General features: G+C 67.7%; 20 protein-coding genes. 7 read left to right on the top strand and 13 right to left on the bottom strand.

All coding sequences use genetic code 11. From position 1 onward, the window contains the following. Window positions 1-314: 314 nt before the first annotated feature. The 3 genes from G6O54_RS32395 to G6O54_RS32385 all read left to right on the top strand — a co-directional run bounded on the left by G6O54_RS32395 (window position 315) and on the right by G6O54_RS32385 (window position 5,024). Window positions 315-3,221, top strand: a complete 2,907-nt coding sequence (locus tag G6O54_RS32395; protein WP_165233472.1) for an FG-GAP-like repeat-containing protein — start codon at window positions 315-317, stop codon at window positions 3,219-3,221. Between the two features lie 335 nt (window positions 3,222-3,556). Then, entirely contained in the window at window positions 3,557-3,811 is a 255-nt protein-coding gene (locus G6O54_RS32390; RefSeq protein WP_165233469.1) for a hypothetical protein, read from the top strand. Between the two features lie 106 nt (window positions 3,812-3,917). Next, the gene (locus tag G6O54_RS32385) at window positions 3,918-5,024 is read left to right on the top strand and encodes a DUF1559 domain-containing protein (protein WP_165233466.1); all 1,107 of its coding nucleotides are present in this window, start codon (window positions 3,918-3,920) and stop codon (window positions 5,022-5,024) included. A gap of 21 nt (window positions 5,025-5,045) precedes the next feature. Here the strand turns inward: G6O54_RS32385 and G6O54_RS32380 are convergent, their stop codons facing one another. The 6 genes from G6O54_RS32380 to polX form a co-directional block, all read right to left on the bottom strand. Further along, window positions 5,046-8,048 (bottom strand): CRTAC1 family protein, encoded by a 3,003-nt coding sequence (locus tag G6O54_RS32380; RefSeq protein ID WP_165233463.1) that lies wholly within the window; start codon window positions 8,046-8,048, stop codon window positions 5,046-5,048. A 26-nt stretch (window positions 8,049-8,074) separates the two neighbouring features. Beyond that, on the bottom strand, window positions 8,075-9,055 hold the full coding sequence (locus tag G6O54_RS32375; protein WP_165233460.1) for a sugar phosphate isomerase/epimerase family protein: 981 nt from the start codon (window positions 9,053-9,055) through the stop codon (window positions 8,075-8,077). A gap of 48 nt (window positions 9,056-9,103) precedes the next feature. Then, window positions 9,104-9,862, bottom strand: a complete 759-nt coding sequence (locus tag G6O54_RS32370) for a lysophospholipid acyltransferase family protein (protein WP_165233457.1) — start codon at window positions 9,860-9,862, stop codon at window positions 9,104-9,106. Between the two features lie 74 nt (window positions 9,863-9,936). After that, entirely contained in the window at window positions 9,937-10,593 is a 657-nt protein-coding gene (gene cmk, locus G6O54_RS32365; RefSeq protein ID WP_165233454.1) for a (d)CMP kinase, read from the bottom strand. 23 nt (window positions 10,594-10,616) lie between these two features. Continuing rightward, window positions 10,617-11,081 carry a DUF2203 domain-containing protein gene (locus tag G6O54_RS32360; RefSeq protein WP_165233451.1) on the bottom strand — a complete coding sequence of 155 codons (465 nt, stop codon included), beginning with the start codon at window positions 11,079-11,081 and terminating at the stop codon, window positions 10,617-10,619. Window positions 11,082-11,388: 307 nt separating this feature from the next. After that, the gene (polX, locus tag G6O54_RS32355) at window positions 11,389-13,179 is read right to left on the bottom strand and encodes a DNA polymerase/3'-5' exonuclease PolX (RefSeq protein ID WP_165233448.1); all 1,791 of its coding nucleotides are present in this window, start codon (window positions 13,177-13,179) and stop codon (window positions 11,389-11,391) included. A gap of 148 nt (window positions 13,180-13,327) precedes the next feature. Between polX and G6O54_RS32350 the strand changes: the two genes are divergently transcribed. The 4 genes from G6O54_RS32350 (at window position 13,328) to G6O54_RS32335 (ending at window position 19,366) form a co-directional block, all read left to right on the top strand. Then, complete coding sequence (locus tag G6O54_RS32350) at window positions 13,328-14,815, top strand: DUF4832 domain-containing protein (RefSeq protein ID WP_165233445.1); 1,488 nt, start codon at window positions 13,328-13,330, stop codon at window positions 14,813-14,815. Between the two features lie 70 nt (window positions 14,816-14,885). Beyond that, complete coding sequence (locus G6O54_RS32345; RefSeq protein ID WP_165233442.1) at window positions 14,886-17,165, top strand: DUF1549 and DUF1553 domain-containing protein; 2,280 nt, start codon at window positions 14,886-14,888, stop codon at window positions 17,163-17,165. A 15-nt stretch (window positions 17,166-17,180) separates the two neighbouring features. After that, window positions 17,181-17,861 (top strand): Uma2 family endonuclease, encoded by a 681-nt coding sequence (locus tag G6O54_RS32340; RefSeq protein ID WP_165233439.1) that lies wholly within the window; start codon window positions 17,181-17,183, stop codon window positions 17,859-17,861. A 14-nt stretch (window positions 17,862-17,875) separates the two neighbouring features. Beyond that, a complete protein-coding gene (locus G6O54_RS32335; RefSeq protein ID WP_165233436.1) occupies window positions 17,876-19,366 on the top strand; it encodes a DUF1501 domain-containing protein in 1,491 nt (496 codons plus the stop codon). 22 nt (window positions 19,367-19,388) lie between these two features. Here the strand turns inward: G6O54_RS32335 and G6O54_RS32330 are convergent, their stop codons facing one another. The 7 genes from G6O54_RS32330 to lysS all read right to left on the bottom strand — a co-directional run bounded on the left by G6O54_RS32330 (window position 19,389) and on the right by lysS (window position 25,990). After that, a complete protein-coding gene (locus tag G6O54_RS32330) occupies window positions 19,389-20,144 on the bottom strand; it encodes a hypothetical protein (protein WP_165233434.1) in 756 nt (251 codons plus the stop codon). Between the two features lie 48 nt (window positions 20,145-20,192). Further along, window positions 20,193-20,741 carry an NUDIX hydrolase gene (locus G6O54_RS32325; protein WP_250847191.1) on the bottom strand — a complete coding sequence of 183 codons (549 nt, stop codon included), beginning with the start codon at window positions 20,739-20,741 and terminating at the stop codon, window positions 20,193-20,195. Window positions 20,742-20,749: 8 nt separating this feature from the next. Continuing rightward, complete coding sequence (locus tag G6O54_RS32320) at window positions 20,750-21,235, bottom strand: universal stress protein (protein WP_165233428.1); 486 nt, start codon at window positions 21,233-21,235, stop codon at window positions 20,750-20,752. Between the two features lie 36 nt (window positions 21,236-21,271). After that, entirely contained in the window at window positions 21,272-22,135 is an 864-nt protein-coding gene (ilvE, locus tag G6O54_RS32315; RefSeq protein ID WP_165233425.1) for a branched-chain-amino-acid transaminase, read from the bottom strand. 63 nt (window positions 22,136-22,198) lie between these two features. Continuing rightward, window positions 22,199-22,915, bottom strand: coding sequence for an ABC transporter ATP-binding protein (locus G6O54_RS32310; RefSeq protein WP_165233422.1), 717 nt, complete (start codon window positions 22,913-22,915; stop codon window positions 22,199-22,201). Between the two features lie 69 nt (window positions 22,916-22,984). After that, window positions 22,985-24,406 (bottom strand): ABC transporter permease, encoded by a 1,422-nt coding sequence (locus G6O54_RS32305; RefSeq protein WP_165233419.1) that lies wholly within the window; start codon window positions 24,404-24,406, stop codon window positions 22,985-22,987. 60 nt (window positions 24,407-24,466) lie between these two features. Next, window positions 24,467-25,990, bottom strand: coding sequence for a lysine--tRNA ligase (gene lysS / locus G6O54_RS32300; protein WP_165233416.1), 1,524 nt, complete (start codon window positions 25,988-25,990; stop codon window positions 24,467-24,469). Between the last annotated feature and the right edge of the window lie 233 nt (window positions 25,991-26,223).

Below are 26,223 nucleotides of genomic sequence, written 5' to 3'. Positions count from 1 at the left end.
CTGACGCGACGTCCCGCGTCGTGCGCCGCACTCGCGGCGTGGTTGACCCATGGAAACCCTTGCGATTAGGTTGAAAGTGCGGGCCTGAGGCGGAGACGAGCTGGCCGGGAACACTCGTTGGATCGATCCCGGGACTGCTGCGCGATTATCAGAGCCTTTCTGCGATCTGTCGGCTTGCTCGGGGCTCGGCAGGAGCCTCGCCCTCCCGAAAGGCCACGCTGTCGGCCCGGGAGGGCGAGGCCACTGCCGAGCCCGGCGCAGGCTCAGGCTTGAGGGTGAATCGCTGGCTCGAAGGTTCGAAGAGGAGCCGTTCTTTGATTCGTCCCCGGTGGGTTTGGGCCTCCGTTCTGCTGGGCCTCATCGGGCTGGGGGCGGGACTGGTCGGCTGGAAGTGGCGGCAGGATCGATGGCTGACGAAGCAGCTTGCCCAGGCGCGCGACGCCATGTCTCGGGGACACTATGCCGTGGCTCGCGGCACGCTCGCGTCGCTGCTGGCGTCGCGCCCGTCCTGGGACGAGGCCCTCTACGAGCTGGGCGTCTGCGAGCAGGCACGCGGCCGGATTCAGGAGGCGACCGACGTTTGGGCTCGGGTGCCGCAGGGCTCGCCGATGCGGGGCTGGATCGAGGTCCGGCTTTCGAAGCTCGAGATGGGGGCCGGCCGATTCGACGCCTGTGAGCGACTGCTCCGCTCCGCGGCCGATCGACCCGGTGCGCACCGCGCGGAGGCGCGCTGGGGGCTGGTGCTCCTCCTGCGGCTCCAGGGCCGTTTCGAGGAGGCCAGGCGCTGGCTCGAGCAGGGCTTCGAGATCATGACCGACCCGGTGGAGACGCTCCAGCGACTCTATCGGCTAGACCACGATCCGTACCCGATCGAAGGGGTCCGCCGCGCCCTCGACCAGGCGGGGGACCAGGCGCCTGACGATGACCGGGTCTGGCTGGGCCGGGCCCACCTGGCGACCATCCAGGGCCGGTTCGAGGAGGCGAAAACCTGGCTCGATCGCTGCCGGGACCGCCGTCCCGAGGATCCCGTCGTCTGGCGCAAGCGATGGGAGTGGGCGCTCGCGGCCGGTCGGCCCGACGTGGCCCGCGAGACGCTGGCCCACCTCCCGGCGGAACAGGAGCCGAGGTCCCGGGCGGCCTCGCTCCGAGCCTGGTTCGCGGCCCGCCGCGGCGATCGTGGCGGGGAGCGGCAGGCCCTTTCCGACTGGATCGAGCGCGATGCCGCCGAGCCGCGTGCCCTCGACCGACTCGCCGAGCTGGACCTGGAAGAGAAACGCAATGCCGAGGCTTCCGACTTGCGGAAGCGACGCAACGAGCTCGACCTCGTCCGGAAGGAATACGAGCGGGGCCTCTTCTCCAGCGAACCCCGGACGAAGGCGTCCGAGCTAGCCGCCCTGGCGGACAGGCTGGGCCGCCGGTTCGACGCCGAACGGTGGAATCGGCTGGGTTCGCCCGGCGGTGGGAATCCGAAACGATCGGTCGTCGTTGCGGAGACTCACGAGGATTCCCTCCGAGGAAAGACCCTGGCCGATCTCCTGCCGGATCTCGGCCGCGTCGAGGTCACGGCCCCTGGCCTTTCAACCCAGGGTAGTCAGCCCGCCCTCCGATTCACGGACGATTCGGCCGAACGCGGGCTCAGGTTCACGCAGATCAATGGCGTCCAGGCCGGGAAGCTCATCCCCCCCGTCACGTCCAGCGGCGGGGTCGGGCTCATCGATTACGACGGCGACGGCTGGCTCGACGTCTTCGCCGTGCAGGGAGGCGACTTCCCCCACCGCCCCGACGATCCCCACGGCGGCGACCGGCTCTTCCGCAACCGTGGCAATGCGACCTTCGAGGACGTCACGGAGCGGTCGGGCATCGCGGCGATGCCCCGGGGATATGGGCATGGCGTGACCGTGGCCGATTACGACAACGACGGCCATCCCGACCTCTTCGTGACCCGCTGGAGGAGCTATGCCCTCTATCGCAATCGGGGTGACGGCACGTTCGAGGACGCCACGGCCCGCGCCGGGCTGGATGGAGACCGCGACTGGCCCACCTCCGCGGCCTTCGCCGACCTCGACGGCGACGGGGACCTCGATCTCTATGTCTGTCATTACCTGAAATGGGATGAGAACGACGATCGGACCTGCGCGGATCCGAACGACCCGACGATCTACAATTGCAGCCCGATCGACTTCGAGTCGCTCCCGGATCACGTCTTCCGGAACGACGGCGGCCGGTTCGTCGACGTCTCCAAGGAGGCGGGTCTGCACGATTCGAACGGCCGCGGGCTCGGCGTGCTGGCGGCCGATCTCGACGGGGACGGCCGGATCGATCTCTTCGTGGCCAACGACATGTCCGCGAACTACCTGTTCCGGGGAATTCCCGGTTTTCGACTGGAAGAGAAGGGCCTGGAATCCGGGGTTGCTGGCAATGCCTCGGGGGGCTCTCAGGCCGGGATGGGCGTCGCGTGCGGCGACCTCGACGGCGACGGACGCCCGGACCTCGCCGTCACGAATTTCTACAACGAGTCGACGACCTTCTTCCGCAACCTGGGGCAGGGTTTCTTCGCCGACGAGACCGACTCGATCGGACTGGCCGCGCCGAGCCGATATCGGCTCGGTTTCGGCGTCTCGTTCCTGGATGCGGACAACGACGGCTGGCTCGACCTGATCACGGCGAACGGGCATGTCTTCGACGGCCGGCCACAGTTCCCCTGGAAGATGCCCGCGCAGTTGCTCCGGAACGGCGGCGGTCGCTCGCCCCGCCTGAGCGACGTCTCGGCGAGCTCCGGCGAGCCGTTCCAGGTGCCGCGGATGGGCCGGGGCCTGGCGGTCGGGGACCTGGACAATGACGGGCGGATGGACGTCCTCGTCGTCTCGCAGGGGGAGCCGCTGGCCTTCCTGCACAACCGTTCGACCGGAGGGCACTTCCTGACGATCCAACTGGTCGGGACGACTTCCAACCGCGATGCCGTGGGGGCACGAGTGACCGTGCACTGCGAAGGTCGCGCCCTGGAGGGCTGGCGAATCGGCGGGGGGAGCTACCAGTCCTCGAGCGACCCGCGGCTCCATTTCGGGCTCGGGAAGGCGCAGGCGGTGGAGGCCATGGAGGTTCGGTGGCCGTCCGGTCGCGTCGATCGATGCGAGAACCTGCGAGCGGACGGCGGTTACCTCCTGCGCGAATCCGATCCTCGGGCTCAGCCGATGCCCGGCTTCGGGCCAGCTTCCAGGTAATCAGTCTGATGAGGCCCCGAAATTCTGAAGGAAAATTTCGAATTCCCCGTTCTCGAAGGCGCGGAGCCACGTTAGTATGTTCGAGCCAATCTGAGAGTCCGGCCGGACGACCTGATCCGATCGTGAGATACAATCGAGGAACTGTTCGCTTCAGCGTCGGGGCCATTCGGCCGATGTAGTCGTCATGTTTTGGAAGCCACCTCGGAGCCGAGGTGACGACCTCTATGAATTTCTCGGCCTTCTCTCCGGAGTCGTGCCCGGGGTCCGGTGTCGAGGATTCTCTAGGGTCAGTCCAACCACGCCCAGGGTGGTCGAGGACGGAGTACACGGACAACATGAGTGACAGCAAGGGATCAACCTTCGGGCTGAGACTTCTGGGCATCATGGGCGGGCTCGCCCTCGCCCTGAGCGGATGCGGGGACTCCACCCCGCCGCCGACACCCGCCCCCAAGCCCGCCGCAGAGGCGTCGAAGCCGGCTCCTGCGAAGCCCGATGCCAAGGGCAAGACCGCCGATCCCACGGCGAACATGGACAGGGAAGAGCTCAAGGCCTACAAGAAGAAGATGCGTGAGGAAGGCAAGTCGTTCTAGTCCGCACGCAAATCACGTCATTTCTGCCCCTTTTCTTTTCTTTCGAGACGAGGTCGGCGTCGCACCTCGTGTTCGGTTCCAGGTCCGCACTCATCCAGAGGTCCAAATGGAGAAGGCCCTTCGAAGTTCCCTCCAGCGTGCACGGCGAGGCTTCACGCTCATCGAGCTGCTCGTCGTCATCGCGATCATCGCCGTCCTCATCGCCCTGCTCCTGCCGGCGGTCCAGTCGGCTCGCGAGGCCGCCCGCCGGGCACAGTGCACCAACAACATGAAGCAACTCGCCCTCGCCTGCCACAACTATGAGAGCTCCAACGGCTCGTTCCCGATGGGCGACCACATCGGGCGCAAGAATAATGGTGGCGGGATGCGGCAGGATTTCGGCCACTTCGTCGCACTGACGGCGTACTTCGAGCAAGGCGCAGCCTGGAACGCGCTCAACACCAGCCTGACCTGCTTCGTGGGGGCAAACAGCACGATCAACGCGATCGGCATGAACATCCTCTGGTGCCCCAGCGACGACACGGCTGGCCTTCGCTGTCCCAATGACCCCAACGTCGATCCAACCGGCTGGGACGACGCCTACCAGCCGATGACGTACAGCAGCTACGCCGGCAACATGGGCCCCACCCCCTATCGGTACGACGACGCGAAGCTCCCGCAGTCGAACGGGATCTTCAATCACAATTCCGGTAAGGATCCGCTTACCACGTTCACGATGAATGCAGGGGGCGCCAGTTTCAAGCCGGTCAAGATCTCGGCCATCACGGACGGCACGAGCAACACCATCCTGTACGGCGAGCACGCTCACAGCCGTATCATTTCCCAGGACACGAGCGACATCTACGGGGCCAACTGGTGGAGTTCCGGCGACTGGGGAGATACGACATTTTCGACGTTCTTCCCGCCCAATTACTTCAAGACCGCCGCCCAGTCGGATATCTCGAAGAATCCATCGGCTCCCACGCAGAAGTTTCCCCGCGGAAACAACTGGACCATGACGGCGACGAGCAACCATCCCGGCGGCTGCAACTTCGCCTTCTGCGATGGCTCGGTACGGTTCATCAAGGACTCCGTTTCCTCGTGGAGCCCCAATTCGGTCACAGTCTCGGGATCCCAGGACAACTGGGTCTACACCCAGACACAGCCCCAGGGCGTCTTCCAGTCGCTCGGGACGCGTAACGGCGGAGAGGTCATCAGCGCCGACCAGTACTGAGTCTGCCTGGTAGGTCGTAGATTAGCGAAGGGCGGTCCCGGAGGCGACTTCGGGACCGCCCTTCTTGCTTTCGACGATCGTCGATTCCCCCTCGATGAGTTCCACGATCCGATCACCCGGGACCTCAGGCCAGGACTGAAGCAGCCCGGAAGGCCATTTCACCTCCAGGCGATCGACGCGCCCGCGGTCCCCCAGCCCGAACCAGAGTCGGGGATCGTGCGAGGAGAGGTAGCCGGGCCCGCTGGTAAGCCATCGCCTCTCCGTTCGATCGCCGCTCCGACAGGTCACGCACGCCCCGAACGGTGTCGGGCCGGATCGCCGTCCCTTGAGCTTCACCCCCAGCCAGTGCCCGCCCGGCGTCTCATTCATGAGGATCGCGGCGGTCGCATCCCGATGGACGACCACGAGGTCGACGCGGCCGTCGTTATTCAGGTCGCCCGCCGCGACACCTCGGCCGACCCATTGACGACCCAGGTAGGGGAACCGCGCCGAAGGTCTGACGAGCCCGAAGTGACCGGCCGGTCGCCCGACGAAGAAGAGCGGCGTCTGGGCCATCGGATTATTTGCCCAGGGGCGGTCGTCGATGTCTCCGTTGGCGACGAAGAGATCGAGGATCCCGTCATTATTCGCATCGAGCGCCGCATTTCCAAAGCCCGTCTTGCTTCGACTTGGTGCTTCCAGCCCGGCGCCGAGGGTCGCATCGACGAAGAGGAGTTGTCCCAGGTTCCTGAAGAGAGTGCTCGACTCGTTCACGAGGTTCGTGACGAACAGGTCGATCTTGCCGTCCTGATCCAGGTCTTCCGCGGCGACGCCCATGTTCGCAGTCACCTGGCCGGAGCCCTTGGTGGCGACGCCCGAGACGAACCCGATCTCTTCGAACCGAAGGCCGCCGAGGTTCCGGTAGAGGAAGTTCGCGGAGGAGTCGTTGGCGATGAAGACGTCGAGCTTCCCGTCGTCGTCGAAGTCCGCGATCGCCAGGCCGAGTCCGCGCCCGTTTGGCCGCTCGAAGCCGGACTCGCGGCTCACGTCGGTGAAAGTGCCGTTCCCATCGTTGCGGTACAGCAGGTCCGCCTGCGCGGAGAACCGCGTCGGGGCGCAGTGCATCCTCCGCCCCGAGCCATCCCGGCACTCGGGAGCCTCATCGGCACGGGCCTCCACGTAGGTGACGACGACGAGGTCGAGATCTCCATCGCCGTCCAGATCGCCGAATCCGGCGGCCGTGGTCCAGCGATCCGTCGTCAAGCCGGCCCGGGCCGTGACGTCCTCAAACCGACCGTCGCCCCGGTTGCGATAGAGGATGGTCCGGTGGAGTCCGGTCACGAGCAGGTCGGGATGGCCGTCTCCGTCGTAATCTGCGACGGTGCATCCCATGCCGAAGCCGGCGCCGCCGACTCCGGTCGAGGCGGTGACGTCCTCGAAACGCCCATTGCCGAGATTCCGGTAAAGCCGATTGGGAGCTGGCGGGTGAGCCGGATCGAAGGGGAGCGAGCAGCCGTTGACGAAGTAGATATCCAGATTGCCGTCCCCGTCGAAGTCAATCAGGCCGACTCCACCCCCCATCGTCTCCGCGATGTGCATTCGCTGGCTCGCGCCGCAGTCGTAGCGGTAATCGATCCCCGCCTCGCGGGCACGATCTTCGAAGGAAAGACCTGGGACCGAGGAGATCGCCGCGGCAGCATCGCCGGCGAGGGGATTCGAGGAGCCTCCCTCGGGCAGGCCGGCAATCTTCGGTTCCGCCGGGGACCGTTCCTCGCGACGGGTGGGACGTGCCAGGACGAAGGGGAGCGAATCGGGGATCTCCGCGAGCTTGACGAGTGCCCCCCGCGCCGATTCGCGCCGCGGATCGATCGCGATCGCCTCCTGGAGCCAGGCGCGCCCTTCGCGGATGAGACCGGCCTCGACGCAGAGTGTCCCCAGCCGCTCGAGGTGGGCTGCGTCGCGAGGCACTCCTGTTCGCCTGAGCGTCCGATGTTCCCCGTAAACGAGCCGAATCCGTTCGGTGAGACGCTCCACGCGAGCCAGCTCCTCACGGGCTCTTTCCGCCGGGCCCCTGCGCTCGAGCACGTGGGCAAGCCTGATGTGGGCCTCGCGGCTAGCAGGCATCCGCCGCACGGCCTGCTCGAACGACTCGACGGCTCGGTCGATCGAGCCCGCGGACTCCGCGAGCCGGCCGCGGGCGATCCACCAGGAGGCGGCGTCCGCGGGATTCTCCGGACACGGCCCCAGGATCGTATCCGGATCATTGACCATCCCCAGTGCGATCCGGCATTCGGCGAGGGCGAGCCGGCCGATCGGGTCGTTCTCGAGCCGTCCCGCCGCGGCCTGGAGATGCGGGAGGGCTTCCTCGGGCTCCCCCCGATAGAGCCGCTCGAGGCCCCACGCTCGACGCAAGAACGGGTCGTCTGGTGTCTTGCGGACGAATTCCTCCAGCTCGGGAGGCAAGCTCCGGACGTCCTGGGGATCGACGAGGATCTGGAGGACGAGGTCCACCAGGATGCGGGGGTCGTTGAGGATTCGTCTCAGATCCCAGAGGAGCTCTCGCGCCTCGGCGGTTCGTTGCTGGAGGCTTAGCAGGTAGACGAGTCGCTGTCTCGGCGGGACGGCCTTGGGTTCGCGGGCGGCAAGCCGCCGGAGAATCGCTTCCGCCTCCGCGGCCCGCCGCTCCTCGATCAGGAGCTCGCCGAGCCGCTGCTGGGCCGCTCCCCAGGAGCGATTCGATTCCGGAACGGTTGCGAGCAGATCCGTGACGCCATCCCTTCGCCCCGAGCCGAGCCGCAGCTCGGCCAGCGACAGCACCGCCTCCGCATGATCCGGATGACGCGCGATCCACCGCTCGAGCAGAGTCAGAGCCCGATCCGTTTGCCTGGAAGCCATCGCCTCCCGGATCTCCGGCCAGGTTGGTTCCCTCCCCATGTCGCTCCATCGAACGACGACCGCGATCCCAAGGCTCAGCAGGGCGATCGCCACCAGCCCGAGCGTCGGGATGAGCCAGCGAGGCTGGGAGCGTGATCGGGCGGATGGCATTGGACCTCGTCGAGTCGAATACCGGTTCAGGATTCGCTGGCACGGACCAGGGCCCTGAGCTTCTCCGCTCCCGTCTTTGCCACCGTAAGCGGGTCCTGCTTCCAGAGCTCGCGGTTGAACAACTCCAGCGAGAGCATGACGCGGAAGCCGCCGGCCCGAAGGTCGCGGAGGAGCGTCTTGTAGGGGGCGATACCGTCTCCCGGATAGATCCGGTCGCCGTCGTTGAGCTTCTCGCGAGCCGGTTGCGCCGGGTAGTCGTTGACGTGGAAGACGTGGATGGCCTCGGGAGAGAGGAGCCGGATCCCCGCCAGCGAGGAGCCCCCCTTGAAGAGGTGGAAGACGTCCGGCAGGATGCACGCCCTGGGATGACCGGTCTCGATCGCAACCTCCGCGGCCTCGCCCAGGCGTCCGAGCGTCTTCGAGAAGCCCCAGACCTCGGCCTGCGGCACCACGCCGATCGCGTCGCCGATCTCGAGGAGGGATCGGTATCGCTCCGCAACCTTCAGCGGGGGGAGCGGGGCATCGGTCGCACCCGCGGGGGGGCAGGCGATCCGCAGGCCGCCGATCTTGCGGACGATCTCCATGCTCCGCCGCGCGTCCTCGAGCCCCTTCCTGCGGCGGGCGTCGTCGTCCACGACCCACTCGAAGAAGTCGATGGCGCTCTCGACCCGGATCCCGGCATCACGGAACCGCTTGCCCAGGTCCTCCAGCGTCCCCCCCTCTGCCTCATACTTCCGGAGCCCGTCCATCCAGGGCTCCATCCCCTGGAAGCCCGCCGCGGCGGCGACCTCGATCTCCTTGACGATCCCCAGATTCTGGCCCCGGATCGTGCTCGTGTTCAGACCGATCAGGAACGGCGACTCGGAGTCCGCCGGCCGTTCGGCCTCCCTCCGACCGGTCGCGCAGGCGTCGGCGCCGCGGAAGCCGAGGGCACCGGCCGCAAGCCCACCGGCCAGGATGGAGCGTCGAGAGATCGGGGCGGGCGTGGTCCGTTCCGGGCGATTCATGGGCGAGATCCTGGGCCAAGGTTGGGTGACGCATCGAGCGGCAGGGGTCTAGGATCCGGCCGGCCTCCGCCGACCGCGCCATAGCTCGACCTCGGCGTCCGCGATCGCCTCGGCCAGTCGGGCGCGGATCAGGTCCGAGGTGGCCTGCGTGTCCAGCCCCCGGAATTCCTCGGGCCGGATCGGCCTGCCGTAGTGGATGGCGAGCGGGTGTCGTCGAGGATACTTGCGGGATCGGGGCCAGGCCTGGAAGGTCCCGGCGATCCCCCCCGGGACGACAGGGACCCCCGCACGCTGGACGATCGCGGCGATGCCGGGCTTGAACTCGCCGAGCTTGCCGTCGGGGCTCCGCGTGCCTTCGGGGAAGAGTCCGACGATCCCGCCGTTGCGGAGACGCTTGAGCGTCTCCTTAAGGCCCGACACCCCCATCCCCTCGCGCTGGATGGGGAAGCCGCCGAGCGTCCGGATGCAGAACCCGATGATCCCCTTGAAGAGGGTCGATCGGGCCATCCAGTTGAGCGGCCGCCGTAGCGGGACGGCCATCATCATCACATCAAGGAAGCTCATGTGATTGCAGACGAGGAGGACGCCGCCTTCCTTCGGCATGTTCTCCGTACCCGTTGACCGCCAGCCGCAGGTCAGTCTGAGGAGGCCGCTCACCGTGTACTGGGCCACCCGATACCAGAGCACGGCCCCGGCCGAACGATCCGGCTTCGCGTCCGCGGGGCGGCGGTCGTTCGCGACGGGAGGGGGATCGACCGGCGCGGCGCTGCCGGAGGGCGGGGAGGTCGACGAGGCGGAATCGGACACGACAGCAACTCTCGGGGGCGGGGAGGACGCCCGCGCAACCCTGCGCGCGGCGACGCGGCCCGAAGCGACCTATCTTAGAGGATGAGGATGTGGCTCGCCAGTTCCTCGACCACCTGGTCGATGGTCTTGCCCGAGGTGTCGATGTGGAGGGCATCCGCCGCGGGCTTCATCGGGGCGATCGTGCGCGCAGCGTCGCGGGCGTCGCGGATCCTCTGATCGGCGAGAACGTCCTCGAAGCTCGCGTGCTGGCCGTTCGCCTCGAGCTCGGCGACCCGCCTGCGGGCCCGCTCGACCTCATTGGCGGTGAGGAAGAACTTGCGGAAGGCGTCGGGGAAGACCACCGTCCCCTGGTCGCGGCCCTCGGTCACGGTGTCGACCTCGCGGGCGAATTCACGCTGCCAGTGGAGCAGGTGCCCCCGCACCACGGCGCTGCTGGCGATCGGGCCGGATGCGAGCGAAATCTCGCTCCTGCGCCGGTCGAGCTCCCGGGTCACGTCCTCTCCGTCGAGGACGACTCGCCCCCCCGAGACATCAACCTCCAGGTCGGCGGTCAGCACGTCGAGCTGGGATTCGCTCGCCACGTCGGTCCCGCGGCGGAGGGCCGCCAGGGTCACGGCCCGGAACATGGCGCCGGTGTTGAGGAACTGCCACCCCAGGCGACCGGCGAGGCGACGGGCCGCGGTGCTCTTGCCGGCCCCGGCGGGACCATCGATCGTGACGACCTTCGGCATGCGAGTGTCCCGAACGGCGGCGATCAGAGCCGGCCCTCGCCGTGCTTGGTGCCGGTGTGGGATTTCAGCGACTGGCGGCCCGCGAAGCCGGCGTCGAGCTCATGCCAGAAGAGGACCTCGGATTCCCCGAGCCGCCAGCAGAGGTAGACTTCGCGGCCGTTCATCAGCGTCCGGAAATCGATCAGGCCGATCTCGTCGCTCTTGAGCTCGATCCCCAGGTCCTTGAGCTCGTCGGCGTAACCCTGGAGCCGCTCTTCCTGGATCTCGAGCTCGGCCTGGGTCTGCTCCAGCTCTTCCGAGTAGAGATCCTCCGACGGCCGCCGACGATCCCGGAGGACGCGTTCGAGCCTCTGCTGCAGAGAGTCGACCAGGCGCGACTGCTGGACGATGTCCTGGACGATGGCCTTGACCAGCGGGAGGGCCCGGTTGGCCTCCTCGACGCTGTAGTATTTGCGATCTCGTTCGACGATCGGTCTGGCCGGGGCCATGGGCATTTCCTCGGACTGGAATCAAGGATGACGGAGGATGATCCGACGTAGGAGACGCATGCCGGCCTGCGTCGCTGTGGCGAATAGGAGAGGGGAGATCGTCGCCGCCGCGTGAGGTGCCCTGAGCGTGGGCCAGGGTCAGGGCCGCGAGACGAACTTCATCTCCGCAGGAAGGCCGCGACCGCGGGAGCCAGGCACGCATCTCTGATTCCTCAGACCTATTATAGGATCGCGGGGGGACCCAGCAAGGGTTGCAAGAGCGAGTTGCGTGCCGCGACCTGAATTTCCTCACCGCCCCGCGGGGGGATCATGACGGCAGTCCGGAATCCGTCGCGTCTCGCGTCGGCCGCGACCTCATCCTGGCGAGCGATTTCGTCACGGCCTCGACCGTGCCCGTGTTGAAGACGTCGGCCGCGGAGAGCCACGCCCGACGAGCGACGTCGATCCCGAAGGTCAGGTCGGAGAGTCCCGCCACGGCATGGGCGTCCGGGTTGATCACGAGGCCGACCCCGAGCTTCCGGGCCCGCCGGCAGGAGGTAGAGTCCAGGTCGAGGCGGTGTGGATTTGCGTTGATTTCAATCATCGTGCCCGCATGCGCGGCGGCCGCGATCACCGCATCCAGGTCCACGGCGTAGCTGTCCCGCGACAGCAGGAGTCGGCCGGTGGGATGCCCCAGCATCGTCACCTTCGGGTGCGAGACCGCCTTGATCATCCGGGCCGTCATCTCCTCCCGGGACATCTTGAACTGTGAGTGCACGCTCGCCACGACGAAGTCGAAGCCGTCGAGCACGTCGTCCGGGAAGTCGAGCGAGCCGTCGGCGAGGATGTCGCATTCGGTCCCCTTGAAGACCCGGAAGCCGGCGCCGAGCTTCCTGTTGATCCGGTCGATCTTCGCCCACTGTGCGTGGACCCGCTCGATGGTCAGGCCGTTGGCCATGGCGAGGGATCGGGAGTGATCGGCGATCCCCAGGTAGGTGAGCCCCGCGGCCTTCGCCGCGTCGACCATCTCCTCGATCGTCGCCTCGCCGTCGCTGCCGCCGTCTTCCTTGCTCGTGTGGCAGTGGAAGGTGCCGGTGAGGTCCTCGCGCGTGATCAGGTCCGGCAGGGTCCCCCGCTCCGCCGCCTCGAATTCGCCAGCGTCCTCGCGAAGCTCCGGCGGGATGTAGGCCAGGCCCAGGGCGTCGAAGAGGTCCTCCTCGGACTTGCAGGGCACGTCCCTGCCCTCGCCGGCCAGCGCGTACTCGTTGAGGCTCAGCCCGCGGGCGAGGGCACGCTTCCTCATGGCGATGTTGTGCGCCTTGGATCCGGTGAAGTAGTGGAGGGCGAACGGAAACTGGAAGTCCTCGACGCCGCGAAGATCGCACTGGACCAACTGGTCGGAGCGCGTCAGGGACTGGAGCATCACGCTCGCCTTGGTCGTGCCGTGCCCGAGCACCTTAACGACCTGGGGAAGTGCCACGAAGTCATTCAGGACCGGCGCCGGGTCCTTGGCGCCGAACAGGACGTCGAGGTCCCCGATCGTCTCGGCCCGTCGCCGCAGGCTGCCGCAGACCTCGGCGCGCCGGACCCCGGGGTGGCCTCGGACGAATTCCAGGATCGGCGTGACGAGGGCCAGGGCCTCGTGCTGGAGGATCCGCCCGCCGGACTTCTCCAGGAAGGTGATCCCTTCCAGGATGTTGGCCTCCGTCTTGGCGCCGAAGCCCTTCAGGCCGGCGATCGCCCCGGACTCGGCGGCGGCGCGGAGGTCGGCCAGGCTCTCGACATGGAGTGCGTCCTTCAGGGCCTTGATCTTCTTCGGCCCGAGCCCCGGCACGCGGAGCAGCGCGAGGATCCCCGGAGGCGTGGACTTGCGCAGCTTGTCGTAGGCGGGAAGATGACCCGTCGTCGCGAGCTGCACGACCTTCGAGTGCAGGGTCTCGCCGATGCCGGGAACCTCCGCGAGGCTGCCATCGGCGATCATCTCCGAGAGATCCTCGGGCAGGCTCCCCAGGGCCTGGGCGGCGTTGTGATAGGCCCGGCACCGGAACGGGTTTTCCCCCTGAATCTCCAGGATCGTCCCCATCTCGTCGAGGATTCGGGCGATGCGTGAGGTTTCCATGCGAGCCTCGCGGGAGGATGGCGTCTTGGCGCGTCCGTCTGGTCCCCATCCTAACACGAAACGAGTCCCGGAGGCCGGGCCTCGATCGGCACGGCCGGCGCGTTATGATGCGCGTCTGCCCCGCGATTCCCGCCCAGGAGCCTTCCCCATGACGTGCCTCTCGCTTCGCGTCGCTCGCGTGCTGATCCCCGCCCTTTTCCTGGCCATGTCCTCGTGCCCGGCCCGGGGCGAGGACCCCGCTCGCGTCGCGGTCACGCCCCGGGACGACGGCCGCGCGCTGGTGAATCCGGACATGGGCTGGACGCTGCATTTCTACTCCAACATCATCGCCAACTACGGGTCGCAGCTCGAGGCGTCGGACACCCTCGATGACTTCCCCGGCCTCTCGACCGTCTATCTCCGCGTCCCCTGGTCGTTCCTGGAGCCGGAAGAGGGCCGCTTCAACTGGTCCCTCTTCGACACCCCGGCCCGGCGATTCGGAGCCACGGGGCTGAAGGTTGGCATCCGCGTCACCTCCACGGAAAGCTGGATGCGAGACGCGACCCCGCGCTGGGTCCAGGCGGCCGGGGCGAAGGGGGTGACGTTCGAGTTCGGCAAGGGACCGTCCAAGGATGGGCCGCTCTGGGAGCCGGATTACCTCGACCCGGTCTTCCTCGGCAAGCTCGACGCCTTCCTCGCCGCGATGGCCGCCCGCTACGACGGCAACCCCGACGTGGCCTTCATCGATGTCGGCTCGTTCGGCATGTGGGGCGAGGGCCATACGGGCTTCGGTGCGCAGCTCAACGATGCGCAGACGCTGGCGGCCGTCAAGGCCCATGTCGACCTCTACCGGAAGCACTTCGCCCGGACCCTGCTGGCGATCAGCGACGACGTCGCCGGCCCCGGCCGTCCCGGCTCCCACTTCGAGGCCACCGACTATGCCCTGTCCCGGGGCGTGACGCTCCGCGACGACAGCATCCTGGTCCAGCCGCCGCCCCACTCGTGGTATCACGCCGAGATGGCCGGCGCCTTCTGGCCGAGGTTCCCGGTGGTGCTCGAGCACGAGCACTACGGCGCCTCGAAGGAGCGCAAGGCCTGGTCCGGCACCCTGCTCGAGAAGTCGGTCGAGGACTATCACGCCAGCTACATGTCGATCCACTGGTGGCCCCGGATCGAGCTGGCCGAGAACCGAGAGACCATCGATCGGATCAACCGACGGCTGGGCTATCGCGTCCAGCTCCGGCGGGCCTCCTGGCCGCGCGAGGCTCCGCTCGGCGAGCCGTTCATCCTGGAGACCTCGTGGGCGAACGCGGGCGTCGCCCCGTGCTATCCGGGGGGCTTCCCCTGCCTGACGCTCAAGGACGCGAAGGGGGGCATCGTCTCCGTCAACGCCGACGAGTCGTTCGACGTCCGGTCGCTCGACCCCGGGCGGCCCGGGTCCGCGCCGTCGCGCGACCTCAGGTCGCGGATCGTGGTGGCGATGGCCCACCGCGACCCGCTGGGAATCTTCGCCCCGCCGACGCCGCCGGGGGACTATGAAGTCTACGTCTCCGTCGGCCGCCGCGACGGCACGCCGGTCCTGTCGCTGCCGCTGCCCAACGGGGATGGTGCCCGGCGGTACAAGCTTGGTACGATCACGCTGACGGCAAGGCGCTGAGGCGACCGGTCGTCCCATTCCGATCCGGAGATTCCAGCCGGACACCCACCCTGCCCCGGAGAGGACGGCCATGCGATCGCCACGTCGGCTCTGTCTCCTCGGCCCCGCCGGCATCCTCCAGGTCCTCCTCGCGGCCGCGGCCCTGTTCGCCGACGACGGGCCGGCCAAGCCGCGCGAGGCCGACCGGGAGGCCCCCTTTGAACGCTTCGAGGACGAGGAGAAGGACCACTGGGCCTATCAGCCGGTGGTCCGTCCCGATCCCCCGAAGGTTCGCCGGGACGGATGGGTTCGGACCCCGGTCGATCGCTTCGTCCTGGCCGAGCTCGAGTCCGCCGACCTTGCCCCGTCGGCCGAAGCGGATCGGGTGACGCTCATCCGCCGCCTGACATACGACCTGACCGGCCTGCCGCCGTCCCCCTCGGCCGTCGCGGGCTTCCTCGGAGATCGACGGCCTGATGCCTACGAGCGGCTGGTCGACCGCCTCCTGGAGAGCCCGCAGTACGGCGTCCGGTGGGCGCAGCACTGGCTGGACCTGGCCCACTATGCCGACTCCAACGGGTTCGAGCTCGACGCCGAACGGCCGGATGCCTGGCGGTATCGCGACTGGGTCGTCCGGGCGCTGAATTCGGATATGCCCTATGATCGATTCGTCGCCCTCCAGGTCGCCGGCGATGAGATCCGGCCCGGCGACCACGACGCCCTGATCGCCACCGGCTTCAACCGCTGCGGCCCGCGGGAGCTCGTCGGCGGGAACGTCATCCCGGAGGTCAAGCGGCAGAACGAGCTGACCGAGATCACCGGCACCGTCGGGTCGGTCTTCCTGGGGCTGACCGTGGCCTGCGCCCGCTGCCACGACCACAAGTTCGACGCGATCCCGGCGACGGACTACTACCGCCTCCAGTCGTTCTTCGCCGGTTCGGAGCTGATGGAGGTCCCGATCGCGGAGAAGTCCGAGGTCGAGGCCTGCAAGGCGGCGACCAAGTCCATCGAGGCGAAGGTCGCGCCGCTCCGGGCGCGGATGGCCGCGCTCGAGGAGCCGTACCGCAAGGCACTGGCCCGATCCAAGCAGGCGATGCTCACGCCCGATGAGCGGGCGCTGATGGCGATCCCGAAGGAGAAGCGGACCAAGGAGCAGAAGACGATCCTGGAAGGGCTGGAGAGCTCGATTCGGATCACCTGGGAGGAGGTCGCCGCGGCCGTCGCCGCCAACCCCGGCGACCACGCCGAGCGCGAGTCCCTGAAGCGATCGATCTTCGAGCTCGAGCGGACCAAGCCCAGGCCCCCCGCCCACGCCATGGCCCTCGTCGATCCCAAGTCGTCGGCCCCGGACACCCACGTCCTCCACCGCGGCGACTACCGCAATCGGGGGCCCAGGGTCGGCCCACGTCCCCCCGGGATCATCCTCGCCTCGCAGAAGAAACCAAGCTTCTCGGAGGCATCCATCACCCCGAGGGCGAGCACCACCGGCCGCCGCGCGGCGCTCGCGTCGTGGCTCACCTCCGCGGACAATCCGCTGACCGCTCGGGTCATGGCCAACCGGGTCTGGCAGTACCATTTCTCCCGCGGGCTCGTCGCGACGCCGAGCGACTTCGGCGTCCGCGGTGAGGCCCCGTCGCACCCGGAACTGCTGGACTGGCTGGCCTCGGAGCTGATGGACCGGGGCTGGCGGCTCAAGCCGATCCACCGATTGATCGTCACCTCGGCCGCCTATCGCCAGTCGAGCCGACCGGGGCCGGCGGTCGCGGCCAAGGATCCGGACAACACCCTCGTCGGGAGGATGAACCGCCGCCGGCTCGACGCCGAGGGCGTGCGCGACGCCATGCTCGCGGCCTCCGGCGAGCTCAATCTCCGGATGGGCGGCCCGGGCGTCCTGGCCCCGATCGAAAAGGAGGTCGAGGACCTGATCTTCAGCGAGCAGGAAGAGGTGGACCTCTGGCCCGTGGACCGCGACCCGCGCGAGCACGTCCGGAGGTCGCTCTACCTCTTCCGCAAGCGCAACGTCCGCTATCCGCTGCTCGAGTCGTTCGACTCGCCCGACGCTCAGTTCCCGTGCCCGAGGCGAGAGAACAGCACCCACGCCCTCCAGGCCCTGAACCTCCTCAACGGCGAGTTCGCCATGCAGCGCGCCGCGGCTCTGGCCGCCCGGGTCATCCGCGAGGCGGGGGCCAACCAGGAGGCCCGACTCGATTCGATCTATGGGCTGGTCCTCTGTCGCGTCCCGACCGCCGCGGAAAGGGCCCGCGCCCTCGCGTTCCTGGACGATGCCAAGGCTGGAGCGACCGCGGAAGAGCGTTGGACGCATCTGGCGCTCGCGATGCTAAACTGTAATGAGTTCCTGTATGTGCCGTGATGCGGAGGGGACGACATGAGCATCGCCGAGGCTCTGCCAGAAGCGGTCTCGACGCCGACTGACGTCGTGCCGTCGCTACAAGACGTGATCGAGAGACTGGGCGAGATCCCGCTCTCACGGATTCTCTCACGTCCCGCGCCTGGCCTCGCGACGGAAGCTGATCTCCTTGCTGTCAATCAGCGTAAGAATCGGATTTGTGAGCTCGTGGATGGTGTCATCGTGGAGAAGGGAATGGGGTTGAGGGAGTCCCTGATCGCTGCGGCCTTGATCTCGATGCTGCGGAACCATGTGCTCCCTCGCAAGCTCGGACTGGTCAGTGGTGAGGCCGGAACGCTGAAGTTGTGTCCTGGCTTGATTCGCGTACCCGATGTGGCTTTCCTCCCCTGGGCACGACTTCCCGAGGGCCGAGTTCCGTCGGAACCGATGCCCCAGATCGCACCCGAGCTGGCTATCGAGGTGCTCAGCGACTCGAATACCAGGTCCGAGATGCTGCGCAAGCGAGAGGATTATTTCCGGTACGGCGTCGACGCTGTGTGGGAGGTTGATCCTCGGAACCGGACGCTCGCCGTTTACGAGCGAGGCGTTGCTTCAGTTCGTGTTCTTCAGCAGAGCGAGACGCTCGAAGCTAAGGGCACGCTCGTGGGCTTCAGTGTGGTCCTCAGCGATCTCTTCGCGGAATTGGATCGAACCTCCTGATCGACGAGGCGCTTATGTTGCGACGACTCGCAAGCTCGCCTTTCTGTCCCGGCCCCTGCTCCGCTGCTCCACCGGCCAACCCCCTCAACCGCCGGCAGTTCCTGGCCCGGACCGGCAACGGCTTCGGGATGCTGGCGTTGGCGTCGCTCCTGGAGCACGAGGCGCGAGCGAGCTCGCCCGAGAAGAGGCCCGCGAACCTGTCCAGCCCGCTGGCACCGAAGCCGCCGCATTTCGCCCCGACGGCCAAGCGCTGCATCTTCCTGTTCATGACGGGCGGGCCCAGTCACATCGACATGTATGATCCCAAGCCGCTGCTCAACCGGCTGGACGGGCAGCCGCTGCCGGATAGCTTCGGCAAGATCCACAGCCAGTTCCTGGAGAGCAGCCCGCTCTGCCTGGGCTCGCACCGGAGGTGGGGGAAATACGGCGAGTCCGGCATGGACATGTCGGACCTGGTGCCGCACATGCACGAGCACGCCGACAACATCGCGCTGGTCCGCTCGTGCGTGGCCGACAGCGTGATCCATGCGCCCGCGATGTACCAGATGATGACCGGGCGGATCCTGATGGGCCACCCCAGCCTGGGGAGCTGGGCGATCTACGGGCTGGGATCGGAGAGCCAGGACCTGCCGGCCTACGTCGTGATGACCCAGCCGGAGGGGACGCCGGAAGGGGGCGCCCCGTGCTGGTCCGCCGGCTATCTGCCGGCCCATTACCAGGGGACGCTCTTCCGGAGCGGCCCCGCGCCGATCGTCAACCTGAAGCCCCCGGCGGGCATGTCGCCGGCCGGGCAGCGGAGGGTCCTGGACCTCCTGCGCGCCATGAACGAGCAGGACCTGGATCCGGCCGACACGGAGCTCTCGGCCCGGATCGCCTCCTACGAGCTGGCCTTCCGGATGCAGAGCGCCGCGCCGGAAGCCGTGGACATCTCCGCCGAGTCGACCCTGACGCGCTCGCTCTACGGGCTCGACGACCCCCGTACGGCGGAGTTCGGGATGCGGTGCCTGCTGGCCCGGCGCCTCGTCGAGCGCGGGGTGCGGTTCGTGCAGCTCTACTCGGGCGGCGGGCCGGTCGCCTGGCAGTGGGACGCCCACGACGACATCGACGCCAACCACGAGAAGATGTGCGGGTTGACGGACAGGCCCGTGAGTGCGCTCCTGACCGACCTCAAGCGGACGGGCCTGCTCGACGAGACCCTGGTGGTCTGGGGGGGGGAATTCGGCCGCACGCCCGTGCGGCAGAAGGGGGGACGCGGGCGCGACCACAACGCCACCGGCTTCACGATGTGGATGGCCGGCGGCGGCGTGAAGGGGGGGCGGATCGTGGGCGCGACCGACGAGATCGGCATGAAGGCCATCTCGGATCGCGCCCACGTCAACGACATCCACGCGACGATCCTGCACCTGATGGGGCTGGATCACACCCGCCTGACGTTCCTCCACGGCGGCCGCGACGAGCGGCTCACGGACGTCGCGGGGCACGTCCTCGAAGGGCTGATCGCGTGACCGACGGCGCCGATCCGTCGGGTCACTTCAGCTCGTCGAACGACCCGGCCGGGGCCTTGTCCATGACCTTGAAATCGACGATCTCCTGGCGGACGAATTCCTCGCCGTCTCGCTTGACGGAGATCTTGGTGGCCTTCTTGATGCCGCCGAAGTCCTTGTAATCCTTGTAGAGGCTCTCCTGGACGAACTCCTCGCCCTGGAAGCCGACGACCTTGGCGACGACCCGGACGGGGAGGCCGCTCTCCTTGTCGAAGCTGATCGTGAAGTCCTTGCCGTCGGGCCCGACGACCTTGAGGGCGGCGGCGGCCTTGCCGTCGACGGTCTCGTCGGGGGCCGACTCGACCTTGAACTCCTTGGACTTGAGGGGCAGGATCGTGGTGGGGACGAGCATGAGGTAGATCGTCCGCTTCTCGTTCTTGACGGCGTCATCGTCCATGTCCATGACGTTTTCGCCGAACTTCCGCCACCCCTTCTTGTCGTTCAGGACCGACCGGCCTTCCACGTGATTTCCGCCGAAGTCCCCCTCGAACTTCGAGCAGTAATGGTCGTACCCTTCGGCCGTCGCCTCGGTGCTGATATCGCTCTCGTTCCCTTCGAGGATCAGCTTCCCCTTGCCCTTCACGAAAATCGTGTGCGCCTTGGAGAGCTTCTCCTCCCCGCCGAGGGCCTTGATGGCCTTGTCCAGGACCTGCTTCACCTGGGCCTCGTCGCCTCGGGCCTGGGAGGCCCCGAGGACGAGCCCCGCCGCGAGGAACGCCGTGCCGGAGAGTCGCAACATCGGATCGCCTTTCTCGAAGTGACGGACGCTGGGAGGATTCGCGCGCGGCTAGCCGCGACGGGCCAAGGGGGCCAGGCCGATCAGGATCGCGAGCATCGTCTTGGCGTCCTCGATCCGGCCGTCCCGCACCATGGCGAGAGCATCTTCGCAGGAAACGACCAGAGATTCGAGATTCTCGTCCGGCTGGAGGGCGGAATGGCCGGGGGAGAGGTCCTCGCAGACGAAGAGATACATCCGCTCGCTCATGACCCCGGGGCTGACGAACCATTCGCGGATCCGGCGGATCCGCCCGGCCCGATAGCCGGTCTCCTCCACCAGCTCCCGGTCCGCGGTCTGCTCCGGGGTCTCCCCCTCGTCAATCGTCCCGGCGGGGACCTCGATGAGCGTCCTCCCCACGGCATAGCGCGTGTTGCGGATCAGGCAGACGTGATCGGGATCGACCATGGGCAGGAGCGCCACGGCCCCGCGATGGACGACGACCTCACGCTCCGCCACGGTCCCGTCGGCGAGCGTAACCGCCTGGAGCGCCAGGTCGATCTTGCGCCCCTTGTAGATGGTCCGGCGCGGGAGATTGAGATTGGGGTCCGGCTCGGCCAACGTTCGCCTCATTTCGGGGCTGGGGAACCGGCCTTGCCGGGGCGCTTGTGGCGGTCCCGGATCGTCAGCACCGGACACGGGGCCTCGCGGACGATCCGCTCGGCGACCGAGCCGAGGAGCACGTGCGAGAGCCCGGTGCGGCCGTGGGTCGCGATGACCACCAGCCGGATCTCGTGCTCGGCGGCGTACTCGACGATGCTCTCCACCGGGCTGCCCCAACTGACCGCCGCCCGGAACGCCGCGGGCTTGCCCCATTCCGGTCGGAGGAGCGACCCGAGCGATTCCTTGGCGCGAGCCTCGCTCTCCTCGTAGAAGCTCGGGGGCATGACCGGCATCAGCAGCGGGTCCGGCCCGGCGGGGACGATCTCGGTGAGGACGTGGAGCAGGTGCAGCTCCGCGCCGAACTTCTCGGCCATCGAGCAGGCGTACTCGAGGGCATGCTGGGAGTGCTCGCTGAAGTCGGTCGGGGCCAGGATGCGCTGGATCTCGATCATGGCATGGCTCCTTCGCCGGCCGTCGGCGGGCTCGCGCTAGCGGTCACCGCGGACGAGCACGTGGAACCGCTTGTGGAGGTCCTTCGTGACCGGCCCCGGCCTCCCGGAGCCGATGGTCCGGCCGTCGCACTCGACGACGGGGATCAGCTCCGCGGCCGTCCCCGTCAGGAAGCACTCATCGGCCGTGTAGACGTCGTAGCGGTCCATCGTCCGCTCGACCACCGCGTAATTCGCCGCGCGGGCGATCTCGATGACGGCGTTCCGGGTGATCCCCTCGAGGATCCCCGAGTCCTTGGAAGGCGTGTGGACGACACCCCGGGAGACGAGGAAGATGTTGTCCCCGGTGCACTCGGCGACCTCGCCCTTGTGATTGAGCATCAGGGCCTCGAGGCAGCCGGCGTTCGTCCCCTCGATCTTGGCCAGGATGTTGTTCAAGTAGTTGAGCGACTTGATCCGCGGGTTGAGGGCGTTGGGGTGGTTCCGGGTCGTCCCGGCGGTGACGATCTTGAGCCCGTGCTCGTAGAGCTCTTCGGGGTAGAGGCTGATCTGGTCGGTGATGATGATCACCTGGGGATCGGTCGTGCGCCGGGGGTCCAGGCCCAGGCTCCCCGCGCCCCTCGTGACCACGACGCGGATGTAGGCGTCGGTGAGCCGGTTCGCCGCCAGCGTGTCCTCGATCGCCCGGGCCATCTGCTCGCGCGGCATCGGGATCTCGAGGTGGATCGCCATCGCCGAGTGATAGAGCCGGTCGATGTGCTCGGCCAGCCGGAAGACCTTGCCCGCGTAGGAGCGGATCCCCTCGAAGACGCCGTCGCCGTAGAGGAGTCCGTGGTCGAAGACGCTGATCTTCGCGTCGGACTTGTCGTAGAGCTTCCCGCCGATGTAGACCTTCGGGCTCATTCGGGGCTACCCTTGTCGTGCCGCTCAGCCGAGGTCGCGAGCCCGAGGGTTGCGGCCAGTCCGTCAGGCCAGGGCGGGCACCCACTCCTCGATCCGCCCCTCCGCGAGGCGAACGACCCGGTCGGCCTGCTGGGCGATCTGCTGATCATGCGTGACTAACATCATAGTGAGCCCCTGCTCCCGGTTCAAGTCGCGGAGCAGCTCCAGCACCCCCTGCCCGCTCGCCGCGTCCAGGTTCCCCGTCGGCTCGTCGGCCAGCAGGATCGCGGGCTTGCCCAGCAGCGCGCGGGCGATCGCCGCCCGCTGCATCTCGCCGCCGGAGAGCTCGGACGGCCGGTGTGTCAGGCGATGGCCCAGGCCCACCCGCTCCAGCAGCTCGGCCGCCTGGCAGCGGATCCGGGCACGTTCCTTCCAGTACGACCAGAGGCCGTGGCGGATCAGGCCGGGCATCATCACGTTCTCCAGGGCCGTCAGCTCCGGGAGCAGGTGATAGAACTGGAAGATGAAGCCGAATAAGCGGTTGCGCATCGCGTCTCGGTGCTTCTCCGAGCGGTCGTCGATCCGGCCCCCCTCGACCATGACCCGCCCTGAGTCCGGGGCGTCCAGCAGGCCGAGGATGTGCAGGAGCGTCGACTTGCCGGACCCGCTGGCCCCGACCACGGCGACCAGCTCCCCGTGATCGACCTCCACGTCGACGCCGCGGAGGACCGCGACCTCGCTCCGGCCCTTCCGGTAGCTCTTGAGGATCCCGGCCGCCGCGATATGGCTTGTGGTCAACATCGTCCGAACCTTCCCTGGGAAAACCGGGCCATGACGGAATGGAATCGACCTCGACGCGCGACGGCTCGCTCACTCGAACCGCAGCGCCTTGACCGGGTGCAGCTTCGCTGCCCGCTGGGCCGGCCAGATGCTCGCCAGCACCGCGATCGCCAGGGCGCCGATCACGATCGAGACGACCGTGTGCGGGTCGACGAGCGTCGGGATCTTGTCGAAGTAGTAGATCGTGTCGTCGAAGACCTTGTGGTTGAGGATCCGGCTGAGCACCTTCTCGATCTCGTTGATGTAGCGGACGAAGAGCAGCCCGCCGACCATCCCCACGCCGCTCCCCACCGCCCCCAGCAGCAGGCCATAGCCCAGGAAGATGCCCCGGATGCCCGCCGTCGAGGCCCCCAGCGCCTTCATCACGCCGATGTCCCGGGTCTTCTCCACCACGATCATCGAGAAGATCGCCAGGATGCCGAACCCGGCCACGGCGATGATCATGAACAGGAGGATGTTGAGGATGCTCTGCTCGATCGCCACGGCGCCCAGCAGCGGCCCCTGCTTCTGCTCCCAGGTATACACGTGAAAATACATGGGCCGGAGCTTCTCGAGCGCGAACTGGAGCCGCTCCGCGACGGCGTCCAGGTTCGCCCCCTCGCGGACCTTGATCTGGATCTGGTTCACCTTCCCCTTGTCGCCGGGCCCGCTGCTGAGGTTGCGCAGATACTGGAGCCGCTCCAGCGGGACGTAGACGTGGGTGGAGTCGTACTCGCTCATGCCGCTCTTGAAGTAGCCGACGACCGTGAACTCGTCGAGGCCCGCGTCCGGCTTCTTGCCCGCCTTGGGGAAGGCCAGGCTCACCTTCGTGCCCTCGTTCGCCATGTAGATGTCCGGCATCCCTCGGCCCGGATGATAGGTCGCCAGCGCGTAGCCGATGATCGCGCCGTGCTCCGGCACCTGCTCCCTCGCCTGCTGCCGGAGCTGCTCACGGACGGCCCGCGACAGCTCGTCGTCCTCGCCCCCGTCCATCTCCCGGAGCTGGGCGCCGGCCGGCGATTTCTCCCGGAATTTCTCGGGGACGTCGAATGACGGCGGAACCTGATTCCCCTTCTCGTCGAGGAGGAACTCCGCGAAGTCGCCCGTCATCGCCCGCTCCCGCGGGCGGACGCCGATGATCTGGACCGGGCGCTCGTAGAAGCCGCCGGGCACCCGGAAGCGGAGGATGCCGGGGGTCTCCATCGTCGGGGCCATCGCCACGACGTCGTCGCCCGCCGCCTCCTGGATCCGCGACATCACCCCCTCGAACTGGTCGAAGCCGTCCATCGAGACCGACTCGACCACCAGGTCCGCGAGCACGCCGTGGAGGCGGTCGCGCATCTTGTCGGCGAACCCGGCCATCACCGAGTTCACGACGATCATCGTCGCCACGCCCAGCATCACGCTGATGATGCTGGCCAGCGCGATGTAGCGCGTCCGCAGATATCGCCAGCAGAGCAGATACTTGTACACCTCGGCGACTCCTTCCGTGGGTCGGTCGGGCGATCCTTCGCCCACCCTCTTCTTCCGGGATCAGGCCGGCGGCGGCCCCGCGGCGGCCTCGCCCGGCGCCGGTCCGCCGGAGGCCATCGGACGCATCAGCGGGAACAGGACCACGTCGCGGATGCTCTGCCGATTCATGAGGATCATGCAGAGCCGGTCGATGCCGATCCCGAGCCCCCCGGCCGGCGGCATCGCATGCTTGAGCGCCCGCACGAAGTCGTCGTCCATCTTGGCCATCGACTCGTCCGCGGGCAGCCCCGCGAGCTGGCTCCGGAAGAGCTCCTCCTGGAGTAGCGGATCGTTCAGCTCGGTGTAGGCGTTGGCCAGCTCCATCCCCTCCACGAAGAGCTCGAATCGCTCGGCCACCGCCGGGTTCGAGGCCTTCCGCTTGGTCAGCGGGCAGATCGCCGCCGGGTAGTCGATCACAAAGATCGGCCCCTTGAGCGCGTCCTCCACGACCTCCTCGAACAGCTCGCTCGTCACCACGTCCGGATCCTTGCCGGCCGTCGAGATGCCCAGGGATTCGGCCTTCGCCTTGATCGTCGCGAACTCCGCGGGATTCACGCCCGCGTGCTCGGCCAGCAGCTCCGCGTAGGTCTTCCGCGGCCATGGCGGCGTGAAGTCGATCGTCGTCTCGCCCCAGGGACGGGCATAGCCGCCCCCCAGGGCCTCGATCGACCCGCAGATCAGGGCCTCCGTCAGGTCCATCATGGCGTGGTAATCGCCGTAGGCCTGGTAGGCCTCCATCATCGTGAACTCGGGGTTGTGCTTCGGGCTGATCCCCTCGTTCCGGTAGACCCGGCCGATCTCGAAGACCCGCTCCATCCCGCCCACCAGGAGCCGCTTGAGATAGAGCTCCGGCGCGATCCGCAGGAAGAGGTCGATGTCCAGCGTGTTGTGATGGGTCACGAAGGGCCGGGCCGCCGCGCCGCCGGCGATCGCCTGCATGGTCGGCGTCTCGACCTCGACGAACCCCTTCTCACCCATGATCCGCCGGAAGGCCGTGATGATCTTCGATCGGCCCAGGAACGCCTCGAGCGATTCCGGGTTCGTGAACAGGTCCACGTACCGCCGCCGGTAGCGCTGTTCCTGGTCGGTCAGCCCGTGCCACTTCTCGGGGGGCGGCAGCAGGCTCTTGGAGAGGAACGTCAGGCCGTCGGCGAAGACGGTCAGCTCTCCCGTCTTCGTCCGGCCGAGGGTGCCATCCACGCCCAGGATGTCCCCCAGGTCCAGCAGGTCCACGAGCGCCCAGCCGGCGTCGCCCACCTGCTTCTTGCCGACGAAGACCTGGATCCGCTCGGTCCAGTCGCGAATCTCGAGGAAGACGACCTTCCCCTGCCCCCTTCGGAGCATGATCCGTCCCGCCACCCGGACCCGCGGTCCCGGTTCCGGCTCGACCCCTTCGACGGCCTCGGGAAGGCTCAGGGCGCGCACCGACGCGATGGCCTGGTGGTCGTCGAACCGATGGCCCCAGGGATCAATCCCGAGTGCCGCAATCCGACGCAACTTCTCCAGCCGGACAGACTCCAGGCTCTCTCGCGACTCTTCCGCCATCACTCCGCCTTGATCTAGCACGATGGGAAAACTGGGGAATGCGGTGCCAATTGTAGGAATTCATCCAGTGCGGTCAATCGCAACCGATCGCCGGCTCCGGTCTCCCCCCGCCCGCCATGGGACGGCCATCCCGGGAAACTCGAGTCCCGCGATCGGCCCGGCGTGACCATGGCAGCCGATGAGTGACCCGCCGACGATGCCTTGGGTCCCTCTCCTGGACGCATGGCGTGCGA

This window comes from Aquisphaera insulae (genome assembly GCF_011064615.1).
In the GTDB taxonomy this organism is placed as follows: domain Bacteria; phylum Planctomycetota; class Planctomycetia; order Isosphaerales; family Isosphaeraceae; genus Aquisphaera; species Aquisphaera insulae.
Note: the sequence above shows the minus strand (reverse complement) of the source record. Positions and strands in the feature narration are given on the sequence as shown.